12 protein-coding genes are annotated in these 13,959 nt (G+C 54.3%); 8 read left to right on the top strand and 4 right to left on the bottom strand.

From position 1 onward, the window contains the following. Positions 1-31: 31 nt before the first annotated feature. Positions 32-1,006 (top strand): DMT family transporter, encoded by a 975-nt coding sequence (locus Q3Y58_RS11070; RefSeq protein ID WP_319622260.1) that lies wholly within the window; start codon positions 32-34, stop codon positions 1,004-1,006. Positions 1,007-1,066: 60 nt separating this feature from the next. Here the strand turns inward: Q3Y58_RS11070 and Q3Y58_RS11065 are convergent, their stop codons facing one another. Together Q3Y58_RS11065 and ade are read right to left on the bottom strand one after the other, a co-directional pair. Beyond that, positions 1,067-2,728 (bottom strand): long-chain-fatty-acid--CoA ligase, encoded by a 1,662-nt coding sequence (locus tag Q3Y58_RS11065; RefSeq protein ID WP_274218552.1) that lies wholly within the window; start codon positions 2,726-2,728, stop codon positions 1,067-1,069. A gap of 268 nt (positions 2,729-2,996) precedes the next feature. Then, the gene (ade, locus tag Q3Y58_RS11060) at positions 2,997-4,709 is read right to left on the bottom strand and encodes an adenine deaminase (protein WP_319622259.1); all 1,713 of its coding nucleotides are present in this window, start codon (positions 4,707-4,709) and stop codon (positions 2,997-2,999) included. A 376-nt stretch (positions 4,710-5,085) separates the two neighbouring features. On the opposite strand from ade, the gene zwf reads away from it, so the two are divergent. The 5 genes from zwf to Q3Y58_RS11035 all read left to right on the top strand — a co-directional run bounded on the left by zwf (position 5,086) and on the right by Q3Y58_RS11035 (position 10,237). Continuing rightward, positions 5,086-6,552, top strand: coding sequence for a glucose-6-phosphate dehydrogenase (zwf, locus tag Q3Y58_RS11055; protein ID WP_319622258.1), 1,467 nt, complete (start codon positions 5,086-5,088; stop codon positions 6,550-6,552). 364 nt (positions 6,553-6,916) lie between these two features. Further along, a complete protein-coding gene (gene eda / locus Q3Y58_RS11050; protein ID WP_319622257.1) occupies positions 6,917-7,549 on the top strand; it encodes a bifunctional 4-hydroxy-2-oxoglutarate aldolase/2-dehydro-3-deoxy-phosphogluconate aldolase in 633 nt (210 codons plus the stop codon). 210 nt (positions 7,550-7,759) lie between these two features. Then, positions 7,760-9,403 (top strand): glucose-6-phosphate isomerase, encoded by a 1,644-nt coding sequence (gene pgi / locus Q3Y58_RS11045; RefSeq protein ID WP_319622256.1) that lies wholly within the window; start codon positions 7,760-7,762, stop codon positions 9,401-9,403. Positions 9,404-9,513: 110 nt separating this feature from the next. Then, the gene (locus Q3Y58_RS11040; protein ID WP_274218547.1) at positions 9,514-9,783 is read left to right on the top strand and encodes a YMGG-like glycine zipper-containing protein; all 270 of its coding nucleotides are present in this window, start codon (positions 9,514-9,516) and stop codon (positions 9,781-9,783) included. 190 nt (positions 9,784-9,973) lie between these two features. Beyond that, a complete protein-coding gene (locus Q3Y58_RS11035) occupies positions 9,974-10,237 on the top strand; it encodes a glycine zipper domain-containing protein (protein ID WP_319622255.1) in 264 nt (87 codons plus the stop codon). Between the two features lie 70 nt (positions 10,238-10,307). Here Q3Y58_RS11035 and ald read toward each other — a convergent pair whose 3' ends face one another. Next, positions 10,308-11,423 carry an alanine dehydrogenase gene (ald, locus tag Q3Y58_RS11030; protein WP_319622254.1) on the bottom strand — a complete coding sequence of 372 codons (1,116 nt, stop codon included), beginning with the start codon at positions 11,421-11,423 and terminating at the stop codon, positions 10,308-10,310. A 162-nt stretch (positions 11,424-11,585) separates the two neighbouring features. Between ald and Q3Y58_RS11025 the strand changes: the two genes are divergently transcribed. Together Q3Y58_RS11025 and Q3Y58_RS11020 are read left to right on the top strand one after the other, a co-directional pair. After that, entirely contained in the window at positions 11,586-12,050 is a 465-nt protein-coding gene (locus tag Q3Y58_RS11025; RefSeq protein WP_319622253.1) for an Lrp/AsnC family transcriptional regulator, read from the top strand. A gap of 124 nt (positions 12,051-12,174) precedes the next feature. Further along, positions 12,175-13,050, top strand: a complete 876-nt coding sequence (locus Q3Y58_RS11020; RefSeq protein WP_319622252.1) for an SMP-30/gluconolactonase/LRE family protein — start codon at positions 12,175-12,177, stop codon at positions 13,048-13,050. 40 nt (positions 13,051-13,090) lie between these two features. On the opposite strand, the gene trhO is transcribed toward Q3Y58_RS11020, so the two are convergent. Next, positions 13,091-13,876, bottom strand: a complete 786-nt coding sequence (gene trhO, locus Q3Y58_RS11015) for an oxygen-dependent tRNA uridine(34) hydroxylase TrhO (protein ID WP_319622251.1) — start codon at positions 13,874-13,876, stop codon at positions 13,091-13,093. Positions 13,877-13,959 lie beyond the last annotated feature (83 nt).

The following is a 13,959-nucleotide window of genomic DNA, read 5'->3' as shown; positions in this document are numbered from 1 at the left end:
ACTTCACAACTCAATACCTCCAGGTTCCCAAATGCTTGACGAAAACCCGCAGGACGGGTTCACAAACATCACCAGTAGCGCGCTTCAAAAACGACTTTACCATCGCTGGAACGCATTACCGGGAAACTTGAAGGGCATCTTCTGGGCGCTTGTTGCAACCCTGCTGTTTGCGATAATGGCTGCGCTCGTCAAAGCGCTCGGCGAGCGCCTTCATGTCACACAGGTGCTTACAATCCGCCAAGGCATCATGGCCCTGATTTCCGCGCCAGCGATTTTTAGCGGCCTACCGGGCTCCTTGAAGACCAAGGCTCCGCTCCTCCACGGTGCCAGAACCATTTTGGCATCTTGCGCCATGTTCTTCGGCTTTAGCGCCGTGATTGAACTGCCCTTGGCAGATAGCACAGTGCTCGGCTTTGCGCGCACATTTTTCATGACACTGTTTGCTATTGTGCTTTTGAAAGAAGTCGTTGGTGTGCACCGCTGGGCCGCAACCATCATCGGGTTCGTTGGTGTTCTCATCATTGTGCAACCGACCGGAGAAGCTGGTCTCAACATCTACAGCCTCATGGCCGTTCTGGCTTCGGCCTGTGCCGCGCTTGTAGCCATCATTGTGCGCAAGGTCTCACAGGTGGATCAGCCGATCACGATCCTCACCTATCAGGCGGTACTTGTCGGGCTCATAATGTTGCCCTTCTGTATCTACTTCTGGCAGACACCAAACCTTACCGAATGCATGCTGCTTGCTGCTCTGGGCGCGGTAAGCTGGGCCGCGCAGATGAGCAACATTCGTGCGCTTCGAGCAGGTGAAGCGACGGTGATAGCACCGTTTGACTATACCCGCATCGTCTACGCCACAGTGATCAGCGTTATCTTCTTCGGCGTCTGGCCGGAAATGACCACCTATATTGGGGCAGCAATTATTATCTCCGCCTCGCTTTATACAATGCACCGCGAGAGTGTTCGTGGGCGCCGCGTCCAGCAACCTGTCGCCGACAAGGTAACCTGAACGAAAAAGGGGAGCCCGCAAGCTCCCCTCCTGTAATTACAAGCGTCACCCTCGACAAGCCTAGGCGTTTGCCATCTCGCGCTTCTTTGCTTCCTCTTCCACCAGTTCCTTCTTGGAGAGCTTGCCAACCAGTGTTTTCGGCAGTTCATCGCGGAACTCAATGACTGAGGGCATTTCGATCTTGGAGATGTGATCTCTGAGGAAAGTTTTCAGCTCCACGTCTGTGGCTGTTTGACCGTCCTTCAGCTTCACAAACGCCTTGGGTGCCTGCCCACGATAGTCGTCAGGGATCGCAATTACGATCACCTCAGCCACCGCTGGATGCAAGTACATGGCCTCCTCGATCACACGCGGATAAACATTGTAACCGGAACAGAGGATCAGGTCCTTGATACGGTCTACAAGGAACACGAAACCGTCTTCATCCTCGTAACCAACATCACCCGTGTGCAGGACTTTGCCGTCTTCCAGTGTCTTCTCTGTTTCATCCGGACGGTTCCAGTAGCCCTTCATGATCTGAGGACCGATAAGACACAGCTCGCCGCGCTCGCCCTTTGGGACTTCCTGCTTCGGATCATCAAGGCTACGGAACTGAACCTGCGTTCCGCCAACCGGAACACCAATTGAACCAGCTTTGCCCGGGCGGTCGATTGGGTTACCACAGGCAACAGGCGAAGATTCTGTCAGGCCGTAGCCCTCCACCAGGACGCAACCAGTCAGGCTTTCAAACTGCTGCTTGACTTCAACCGGAAGCGGCGCACCACCCGACATACAGATACGGATCGAAGACAGATCGTAGTTCTTGGTCAGTTCGGAGTTATTGATCGCCGTGTAGATCGTCGGAACGCCCGCAAACAGTGTGGGCTTCTTCCGCTTGATCGTATCGAGCAGCATCTTCATCTCGAACCGCGGCATCATGACCATCTCCGCGCCGATAAGGATCGACAGGTTTTGGGAAACGGTCATCGCGAACACATGGAAGAACGGGATAACACAAAGGCTGCTTTCCTCACCGGGCTGAGCCCCCACAAAGTGATCCCTCATCTGCTCCATGTTTGCAGATAGGTTAGCGTGGGTTAGCATCGCGCCCTTCGGTACGCCGGTTGTGCCGCCGGTATACTGCAAAATTGCGATGTCTTCATTTGGGTCGATTTCAGCAGGTGTAAACTTGCCGTCGTTCGCCGTGACAGACTTGTAGAACACATGCGCATCGTCAGCAGGAATGTTGGCGCGGTCCCCACCCTTCAGCAGTGTGAAGAGCAGCTTCTTTGGCTGCGGCAGCAGGTCGGCCATTGGACACACGATGATGCGGGAAATCGCACCTTCGTTCCGCACCGCTTCCACACGGTCGTAAACAACCTTCAGGTCCAGCGTAATCATTGTGCTGATACCAGCGTCCCGCGCCTGGAACGCAATCTCACGCTCCACATAGAGCGGATTGAAGTTCACAACGGTGGCACCGATTTTCAAGATCGCATAATAAAAGATCGTGTAGTACGGCGTATTGGGAAGGCAGATGCCAATCTTGTCGCCTTTCTTGAAACCCATGCGCTGAAGGCCTGCGGCGGCCTTGGCCACCTCGTCGCCCAGTTGGCGATAGGTCAGGCCCTTTCCCATGAAGTCTGTGGCAGGCTTGTTGGGGTATTGCCGCAAAGCGTCATCGAAATAGTCGCCTAACGGGCGTGGCTTAAAGTTGGCAACCCACTCTGCGGCATTCGTCATTCTGAGATCCCCCCTATAGGTGACAAAGAGCGCACGTCGCGACGGGCCTATCACCGCGTCGTCATTATCGCCATGGCGGCATCTGCCATTCAGACAGCCTCCACTACCACCGGCGGGCGCTCCCAAGTAAAAAACACACGATCAAAGACTGAGCGACGTTTACGAAAACGTCAACTCAGCCTTGGTCGTAGTTTTACTATTTTTCCATTATCAGCGCAGGTTTCAAGGTGCGAACGCATGTCCTTGGTCAAACGTTGAGGTTTTAGGGTTAAGCGAGAGCAAACCGGTCCACATCGAAAATACCGAAATCCGTTATCTTCAGATGTGGGATAACGGGAAGAGGCAGAAATGCGACTTGGAGGAACGGCTCTGGCAGGGTGCAGCCCAAAGCGAACGCCCTCTCCCGCAAGTGCTCAAGTGCATGACGCACATCTTCGAACGGCTGATCGCTCATCAAGCCCGCAATCGGCAACGCTAACTCGGCAACCACTTTGCCATCGTCGACCACGGCAAAACCACCCTGTATGTCCCTCAGGCGGTTTACCGCCACCGCCATGTCCGCCTCATCCACGCCAACAACACAGATGTTGTGGCTGTCGTGACCAACTGAAGACGCGATTGCCCCGCGTTGAAGCCCGAACCCGGATACAAAACCGCAACCGATGTTGCCGTTCTTGCCATGGCGTTCCACCACCGCCACCTTCACAATGTCTTGAGAGAGGTCGCAAACGGCTTTGCCATCCACACTCGGCAACTCTGCCCGCACATGCTCGGTCAAGATCAAGCCTGCCTTCACGCCAATGACAGGCAAGTCAGACTTCCATTCGACTTCAAAACTTGATGGCGAGGTTTCTGGAGCGTGAACGCTGTTTTTCAGGTGGCCGAAGGAAACACTTTCGCGCGCTGCAAAAACCGCGTCTCTTACAACGCGCCCACCAGCAATAACGGTCGCCACATCACACCCCTCGAGATCATCGAGCAAGACGATATCCGCTCTCCAACCCGGCGCAAGCAAACCGCGATCTTTCAGTCCGAAAGTCATGGCGGCAGACCAACTCGCTGCGCGATATACATCTTTTGCTGGTATGCCGTGTGCAATCAATCGGCGGATCATGCTGTCCAGATGTCCCTCCTCTGCAATGTCGAGGGGATTGCGGTCATCGGTGCAAAGACACATGAAACTGGAGGTGTCTGGACCAAGCACAGGCGCCAGTGCATCCAGATCCTTGGAAACTGACCCCTCACGAATGAGTATGGTCATTCCCTTGGACAATTTCTCCCGTGCTTCTTGTGCGCTTGTTGCCTCATGGTCCGTACGGATGCCTGCAGAAAGGTAACCATTCAAGGCCTTGCCGGTAACCAAAGGAGCATGACCATCGATATGGCCGCTCTGAAATGCGTCCAACTTGGCCAATGCCTTTTCATCTGTATTCAACACACCTGGAAAATTCATGAATTCCGCAAGGCCAATAACCTTTGGGTGATCCTTGAAAGGCAACAGATCTTCGATTTCGAGCTGAGCACCGGACGTCTCAAAAGCTGTTGCGGGCACACACGACGGCAAGTTGACGCGAATGTCCATGATACTCTTCAAGGCACTATCGAGGAAAAACTGAATGCCTTTGGCACCATGTACATTTGCAATCTCATGCGGATCACAAATTACGGTCGTCACGCCATGGGGTAGTACGCACCGGTCAAACTCCAAGGGTGTGACCAACGACGATTCTATGTGCAGGTGCGTATCGATAAAACCCGGCACGGCGATCTTGCCGGTGCAGTCGATCTCCTGTCGTCCCTCATAGGTATCGTGCGTCCCCACAATAATACCATCGGTGATTGCGATATCCGTGTTGGTAACGCTGCCATCGATCACGCTAAAAAGCCCAATGTTTTTTAAGACCAGATCCGCAGCTTGCGCGCCTTTGCCTGAGGCAATTCGGGACGTCAGGTCAACAGTATCGGGAGAAGTGCTGTTCATTTTGGCCTCGTCATTCGTGGGGAGTTCTGCAGTTTCCCAAAAGCAGCGGCAGCGCAAGCAAAATGGGGTGTTCCAAATCTGTTTCCTCAGTCTAAACGCATTCGCAGGATTACTTAAACCATTCGTTTCAACAGAGCCGCCAAATGGGTGAACAGAACGCGCAGCGGAACGCAAACGAATTCAATCGCCTGTCACCTGTCAATGGTCATTTAGGCTTGCATTTTGCTCAATCTCGCCTAACAAGAACCCGAAGCTCCTAACACCAAGGGTTAGAACGGGCACAACGGCCGAAGGAGAGGCGCTCCTTCGCCATCTGGAAATGAACAGGCTCGCAAGAAGCCCGCGATTCCGAGAATGAAATGAAAGAGGTTTGCCGATGCCAGTTCGCATGACGCAGCTTGCGCCCTTTGATCTCATCGTCTTTGGTGGGACCGGGGATTTGGCGCACCGCAAACTGCTGCCAGCCCTGTATTACCGTGAGTTGGATGGGCAACTACATGACGACTCCCGCATTATTGCTGTTTCGCGCCGGGATTTGTCAGCGGAAAACTATCGTGACTGGGCTCACAAGTCCGTGGCCGCACAAGTTTCGAACCTGTGCAACATGTCCATGGAGCGCTTTTTGAAGCGCATCACATATTTGAGCGTCAACGTTGAAGAAAACACAGGATGGGAAAGTCTTGAGGAAACACTCAAAGGCCGCGAGAATATAGACCGCGCATTCTACCTTTCCGTAGCCCCCTCCCTGTTTGGACCGATCTGCTCAGCCATTGGTGAGCACAATCTGGTCACGGATGAAACCCGCGTTACGATTGAAAAGCCAATTGGTCGCGATGGCGAATCCGCCCATGCTGTGAACGAAACCGTTGGATCTGTGTTCAAGGAACATCAGATCTTTCGTATCGACCACTACTTGGGCAAGGAAACGGTTCAGAATCTCATGGCGCTGCGCTTTGCCAACGTCATGTTCGAACCGCTCTGGAACTCCGCACATATCGACCATGTTCAGATCACCGTCGCGGAAACGCTGGGCGTTGAAAAACGTGCGGGCTACTACGACACCGCTGGCGCGTTGCGCGACATGGTGCAGAACCACCTCCTCCAACTGCTGTGTCTGGTGGCAATGGAACCTCCCGAGTCCATGGCTGCTGACAGCGTTCGAGATGAAAAGCTGAAGGTGCTCAAAGCTCTTGTGCCGATGGATGAGGAGCGCGTGCGGCGTAACACAGTGCGCGGTCAATATCGGCCCGGCGCTTCTGCCGGAGGAGCAGTCCAAGGTTATCTGGAAGAGGTCGGCAGCCCGGATTCTCAAACAGAAACCTTCGTTGCCGCAAAGGTGGAAATCGCAAACTGGCGTTGGGCGGGTGTGCCGTTTTATATGCGCACCGGAAAACGCTTGGCCTCACGACTGTCTGAAATTGTCATTCAGTTCAAGGACCTGCCGCACTCCATTTTCCTGGAGGAAGCCGGCACCATCTCTGCAAACCAGCTCATCATTCGCCTGCAGCCTGATGAGGGCGTGAAGATGCAGCTGATGATCAAGGATCCTGGACCTGGTGGCATGCGCCTTCGCAAGGTGCCATTGGACATGACGTTCGCCGAAGCGTTCAAGGTTCGAAATGTGGACGCCTATGAGCGCCTGATCTTTGACATGATCCGAGGCAATCAAACACTGTTCATGCGCCGCGATGAAGTAGAGGCTGCATGGAAATGGATTGATCCGATCCTCGAGCATTGGTCAAACGACAAGGAAGCCCCCAAGGGCTACACTTCGGGCACATGGGGTCCCTCCGCATCTATCGCGCTGATCGAGCGCGATGGCCGCACATGGCATGAAGACTGAAAACATGGCTGGGCACGCGTACGCGCGGCCCGGCCATATGCCCTAAAGGCACCCGTATATATAGGTATCTCTCAGAACTATACGTCTGCGGTTGAATGATTTAAATCGATTGAAGAGACCCTGGCTCTGACGGAATGAAATGATGGAGTGCGCCTCTCCATCTTTTACACGGCGCAAATCCGCACCCAAGTAGTGGTTCCTCAACCCTGCCAACGGTGCGCCGAGCATGAGAAGCCCCACTTCTTTTTTGCATCGGCAGCTTTGATGCGCCACTTTTGTCCCGGCACCGCCAGACCTCTCAAGACGTCAAATCCAAGTTGCAATCAAGGTTGGACCCCGCATTCAGCCTAATGGAGAAAAAGATATGTCTCAGAACATCGAGCGCGTAGAAGCAGTGATGACAGCTGCCCCAGTAATCCCTGTGCTGGTTGTAAACGATCCCAAAAAGGCCGTCGGAATGGCCCGCGCTTTGGTAAAGGGTGGTCTGCCGAGCATCGAAATCACACTCCGCACAGTAAATGCGCTTGACTGCATCAAGGCTGTTGCAGAAGAAGTTGAAGGTGCGATGGTCGGCGCAGGAACTGTGCTGGAGCATGCGCAGTATGAAGCCGCTGTAAAAGCTGGCTCCACATTTGTCGTCTCCCCTGGCTTCACCAAGAATTTGCTCGACGCCGCGAGCAACTTTGACGTTCCGCTGTTGCCCGGCGTTTCCACCGTTTCGGAAGTGATGACCCTTCTGGAAGCGGGCTACCAGCGTCTTAAGTTCTTCCCTGCCGTTCCTGCTGGCGGCGCACCTTTCCTCAAGAGCATGTCCTCTCCGCTGCCACAGGCGAAGTTCTGCCCGACCGGCGGCATTGGACTGGCTACGGCACCAGACTTCCTCAAGCTGCCAAACATTCTTTGTGTAGGCGGTTCTTGGATTGCTGATGCAGCCTCCATTGAAGCCGAAGACTGGGACGGTATTGAAACCCGCGCACGCGAAGCCGCTAGCCTTTAAGCAACCGCGGCAATAGCCCCTCCGATGAAGGGGCTATTGCCCTTAGGTACCAACACGACCCGAGGAGTGCCGAACTATTGGCACGCCTCAGCTAATTGACTTGGACCGCTCAAACGGTTCACTCTTCATCGGATCCCAAGACCGATGCCAGCACCAGCCTCACAAAAGAGGCGACCAGGCCCAACCAAATGGCACCACTGGAGATGCAAAATGTCCGCACTTGCAAACATCTGGACCAAGATTTCCGAGCATGCAAAAGCTCTTGAAACAACAGCGCTAACGGACCTGTTCGAGAAGGACGCGACCCGTTTCGACAAGTTCTCCAGAAACTCTGAGGATCTGCTGATCGACTTCTCCAAAGTCAAAATGACTGAGGAAACGCTTGAGCTGCTTCTCGAACTCGCCCGCGCTGCCAATCTAGAAGGCGTGCGCGACGCCATGTTCTCAGGTGAAAAGATCAACACCACGGAAAACCGGGCCGTTCTGCATGCTGCTTTGCGTAACCAGTCGGATCGACAGATCATGGTGGATGGCAAGGATGTTATGCCAGATGTATCCGACGTTCTGGTCCGCATGGGTGAGTTCGCAGAAGGAATCCGCTCTGGTGAGATTGCCGCCGCCAACGGAAACCCTTTCACTGATGTCGTGAACATTGGCATTGGCGGCTCTGACCTGGGCCCGGTGATGGCAACGCTGGCTTTGGCCCCCTACCATGACGGTCCACGCACACATTTCGTTTCCAACGTTGACGGTGCCCACATTCATGACACGTTAAAGGTACTGGACCCTGCAACCACGTTAGTCATCGTTGCCAGCAAGACCTTTACCACCATTGAAACCATGACGAACGCTGCAACCGCGCGTAAATGGCTGGTGGAAGCCTGCGGTGAAGAAGCGGTGGCTCATCAGTTTGCAGCCGTATCAACGGCGCTCGACAAAGTGAGCGCCTTTGGTATTGATGAAGAACGCGTGTTTGGCTTCTGGGACTGGGTCGGCGGCCGCTACTCCATCTGGTCTGCCATTGGCCTGCCGCTCATGATTGCAATTGGTCCAGACGCATTTGGCGAGTTCCTGGGCGGTGCTCATGCAATGGACGAACACTTCCGCACCACCCCGCTGGAAAACAACCTGCCCGTGCTTATGGGGCTCATCGGCATATGGCATCGCAACGGCTTGGGATATGCAACTCGCGCGATCTTGCCATACGACCAACGCTTGTCTCGTTTCCCCGCCTATTTGCAGCAGCTGGATATGGAATCCAATGGCAAACAGGTCACCAAGGACGGCACCGCAGTTGCAACGCAAACCGGCCCGATTGTCTGGGGCGAACCGGGCACGAACGGCCAGCACGCTTTCTATCAGCTCATTCACCAAGGCACGAGCACCATCCCGTGCGAGTTCATCGCGGCAGTCAACAGCCATGAGCCGGAACTTCAGAACCACCACAACCTGCTCTTGGCAAACTGCCTCGCTCAAAGTGAAGCCTTGCTCCGTGGACGCTCTCTCGAAGCTGTACAGGAGAAGATGAAGGCGACCGGTGCAACGGCCGAGCAGATCGAAAAGCTTGCACCACAGAAGGTATTCCCGGGCAACCGCCCATCCACCACCATTCTATATGACCAGCTTACCCCCTTCGCCTTCGGCCGCCTGATCGCGCTTTACGAGCATCGTGTCTTCGTTGAAGGCGTCATTTGGAACATCAACTCGTTCGACCAGTGGGGCGTTGAGTTGGGCAAGGAACTTGCTACTCAGCTTCTACCAATGATAGAAAAGCCCGTAGAGGCAGCAGATAAAGACGGATCTACCCGTGGTTTGCTCGGTTTTGTTCATAGTCTAAGCAAACCTCAAAAGTGACCACACTTTTAACACGATCCTGCTTATATGAAATCTAGGTAGAGTTTTGCTGCGGGTATTCCTTCCGAACATAGAAGTGACTGGCACTGGCAGCTTGAGGAGAATTTGACATGAAGAAAATCGTTCTTGTAAGCGTAGCTTTGCTCGCTCTGGCGGGCTGCAATACATCCAGTCAGGGTGACCGCACACTGGCAGGTGCTGGTATTGGCGCAGCAACCGGTGCAGCTGTTGGCGCGGTAGCCGGTGGCAGCACGGGCTCAACTCTGACTGGTGCGGCCATTGGTGGCGTCGCTGGCGGCATCATCGGCAACCAGACTGCTCCAAAGAACTGCACGGCATACGATCAGAATGGACGCCCATATGCAGTCGCCTGCCCATAACAGGCCCAGCTGAACCTTGAATTTTTGAAAAGGCCCCGCACTCGCGGGGCCTTTTTTGTTTGATCTCTCAGAAAACAAAAGCCTTCGCTTAACCATCATCAACTTCCGGGCGACCTTCGCAATTTACGAAACCCAAAAGTGACGCTAGGGTAATATCACATCCCTGCGGGGTGGGCGAAGGAGAACAACAATGAAGAAACTCGCTCTAGTGCTGGCCCTGTTCGCGGGCCTCTCGGCTTGTAGTGAATACAACAGAACTGACAGAGCCTTGGTGGGTGGCGGCTTGGGTGCCGCAACCGGTGCAGCAATTGGTGCCGCAACAGGTGATGTTGGTTCAGCAGTCGGAGGCGCCGTTATTGGCGGTTTGGCAGGCAGTATTATCGGCGCTGCAACAACACCGAGACGGTGTGTCGGCTACGATAGAAATGGCAACGCCTACTACTACAACTGCTAGGCAACTTGCGCATTTGCCGAAAGTGCACAGCAGCGACACGTGTGCCGCTGCTGCCTAATGTCGTTATTCTCTAGCCGAGGGCAACTTCGGGGGCAACGTACTCGTAGCCAAGATTTTCGGCAACTTCCTCAACCGTGACCTTGCCCTTGTAGACATTGAGACCCGGCAAGAAACCCGGAATGGTTTTCAGAGCCTTCTCATAGCCCAGGTCAGCAAGGCCTAGAACATACGGCAGCGTTGCGTTGTTGAGCGCCTCAGTGGAAGTGCGCGGAACTGCGCCCGGCATGTTCGCCACGCAATAGTGAACCACATCATCGACAATGTAGGTCGGATCCGCGTGGGTCGTCGCGTGAGAGGTTTCAAAGCAGCCGCCCTGATCGATCGCCACATCAACCAGAACAGACCCTGCCTTCATCTTCTTAACGTGTTCGGCGGTTACCAGCTTTGGCGCAGCCGCACCAGCAACCAATACCGCACCAATCACCAAGTCCGCCGCCAGTACGTTCTGTTCGAGGCTTGCACGAGTGGAGAAGACAGTCTTCAGCGCCGGTCCGAACTGTGCGGAAAGCGCGCTCAATACATTTACGTCTCTGTCCAGAACCGTCACATCCGCCCCAAGACCCAAGGCCATTGCAATGGAGTGTGCGCCAACCACGCCGCCACCAATCACCACGACCTTGGCAGGAGCCACACCCGGAACACCGCCAAGCAACACGCCCAGGCCACCATTGGCCTTCTGAAGGGCAGCCGCACCGGCCTGCACAGCCAAACGACCTGCAACCTGAGACATTGGTGCCAGAAGAGGGAGACGGCCATGTGTGTCGCGTACGGTTTCGTAAGCAATGCAAACAGCACCTGACTTCACAAGGTCAGCGGTTTGTTCTGGGTCGGGAGCCAAATGCAGGTAGGTAAAGAGGATGTGATCTGGACGCAACATGGCGCGTTCTACCGCTTGCGGTTCTTTGACCTTCACGATCATTTCGGATTTATCAAAGACATCCTTCGCAGTAGCTGCAATCTCGGCACCAGCAGCAAGATACTCCTCGTCCGAAGCACTAATGCCAAGTCCCGCGCCTGTTTCCATGAGGACAGAGTGACCGTGCGCGACAACCTCGCGGACATTGTCTGGGGTCAACCCCACACGATACTCGTGGTTCTTGATCTCCTTGGGCACACCTACACGCATTTTTGTCTCCCTATGCGGCGATGAAATATGTGGTTCCACGAAAAAAGTAGAGATGTATCAGGCGAAGGTGCTTGCAAATATCTACTGACATCACAAATAAATCGCGTCATTATTGCAATGAATAGAGGATTCTTCGAACATAATTCGAAAGCATCGCAAAAAGTGAAAATCGATAAAATCGATATGCAAATCCTGAAACATCTTCAGGCAGATGGCCGGATACCCAACTCGGATCTGGCATCAAAGGTGAGCCTATCTGCGTCTGCATGCCTGCGACGGGTTCGGGCACTCGAAGCCGCGGGTATCATTGATCGTTACGTGGCCATCCTCAATCCGGAGAAGATTGGCCGCAGTATGAGCGTCTTCGTAGAGATCTCACTGGCCTCCCAGTCAGAGGATGCGCTGCAGGCCTTCGAGCGGTCCGTCGCAGCCTCTCCAGAGATCATTGAGTGCCACTTGATGGGCGGTGATGCGGACTATCTGCTGCGGATTGCAGCCGAAGATCCCGCTGACTTCGAGCGTATACACCGCCAGCACCTCACACGTCTACCGGGCGTGGCCAAGATGCGGTCGTCGTTCGCCATTCGGTCCATCAAACAAGGTACAGCTTTTCCTATTTCGCTTTGAAAAACAAGGAAAAAGCGTCAAGGTTACGGCCAATTCAGCCTCGATGGCGTCCCTCGCCTCGACCGCACAAGGGGAACGCCGTATAAAGGCTTCTCCAATCCAACGCCGTCAGGAGCACACAACCTTGGTCGACCCCATTACAAGTCTTACCCCACCCCGTTTTGACCTTGCCGAAGGCGCGGTTTGGGACGATCAAACCAACACACTGCTATTCTGCGACATTCTCGGCCATGCGATTTGGGCTTTTGACTGGGAAACACAGGCGCTACGCAGCTGGGTCTTCGAAAAGACAGTTGGCTCTTTTGGCCTGTGCAAGGATGGAGGCCTGATTGTGGCCCATCACGACGAAATCCTTTTGTTCGACAAGGAAACCGGTGCGCGAGAAGTACTCGTCCAAATCGAAGCCAACGACGACCGCACCCGACTGAACGACGGCAAAGTTGGCCCTGATGGTGCGTTCTGGGTTGGAACAATGGATGACCGTTCGCCGCGCAAGCCAATTGCAGCACTCTACCGCGTGGCGCCGGAGGGAACCGTTCGCAAGATTGCCGAGGAAATCCATGTTTCCAATGGTCTGGCGTGGTCCCCAGATGGAAGTCAGATGTTCCATTCAGACTCAAGCACAGGCCGCGTTGATCGTTATGATTTTGACCCGACAACGGGAGCCTTGAGCAACCGCACACAGTATCTCCAATTGGACAACACGCTGGGACGCCCGGATGGAGGGACCATCGATGCCGACGGCAACTACTGGAGCGCTGGTGTTTCAGCAGGCAACGTGAATTGCTTTTCACCAGGCGGCAACCTGATCATGTCCATCGGCATGCCAGCACCGCGCCCCACAATGCCCTGCTTTGCGGGCCCCGATCTGGATCATCTGGTGGTCACAACGCTCAAACCGCACAGCGATCCGGAACTCATGACCAAATACCCACTCTCCGGCAGCGTCTTTGTAATGACCCCGGGGGCAAAGGGTGTTCCAAGCCACCGTTTCGGATAATAAAATAGCTCTCTTGAGGACACTCGAGAGAGCTTTGCCTTCAATCGTCGTCGTTGATCATGTAATCAGCAAGGATCTTGCGTGTCTTTTCCGGCACGTTCTTGCCCCAAACCGGTTTCAAGGCATGATCAACTGAAACGCGGTCATCAAATACAAAGCACTCTCCCTTCCAGAGGCTTTGTTCCTCAGGCACTTTTTCCAGATAGTTCAGAATGCCACCTTCCAGGTGGTAAACCTCGTCATACCCCTCTTCCAGCATGAGGGCTGTCGCCTTTTCGCAGCGTATACCGCCGGTGCAGAACATCGCTACTTTCTTGGCTTGCTTCAGCTCGCCATGTTCTTTGACCCACTGCGGAAACTCTTTGAAGGTTTCCGTTTCCGGATCAATGGCACGCTCGAATGTACCCATCGCCACTTCGTAATCATTCCGGGTATCAATAACGACAACATCCGGATCACTGATCAGCGCGTTCCAATCCTCCGGTTTCACATAGGTGCCCACCGTTTGCCGTGGATCGATCGTCGGGAGGCCCATATTGACGATCTCTTTCTTCAAGCGGACCTTCATACGGCGGAAAGGAATACGCTCAGCCCAAGACTCTTTGTGCGTCAAATCGGCAAAGCGTGGATCGCTTTTTATATGGTCCAAAAGGTCCCGAACGTGTTTCTCCTCGCCTGCCACAGTTCCGTTCATGCCCTCTTTGGCAATCAGCAAGCTGCCGCGAATATCCCGCGCTTTGCAGAACTCCAGAAGGGGCTCCCTGTGACTTTCGAAGTCTTCAAAGGGAACAAATTTATAAAGGGCGACGACAAGAACTTGGGGCATGCAGAGCTTTTGAATTATTCGGGTTAATGACTAGCGCGCTATATACCGAAAAACACCCAGATGTGAAGAGCTCCGACCAAAAG

Origin of the sequence: Nesiotobacter zosterae (assembly GCF_033843645.1) — a bacterium.
In the GTDB taxonomy this organism is placed as follows: domain Bacteria; phylum Pseudomonadota; class Alphaproteobacteria; order Rhizobiales; family Stappiaceae; genus Pseudovibrio; species Pseudovibrio zosterae.
The sequence above is the reverse complement of the archived record's forward strand: the minus strand, read 5'-3'. Positions and strand labels throughout refer to the sequence as shown.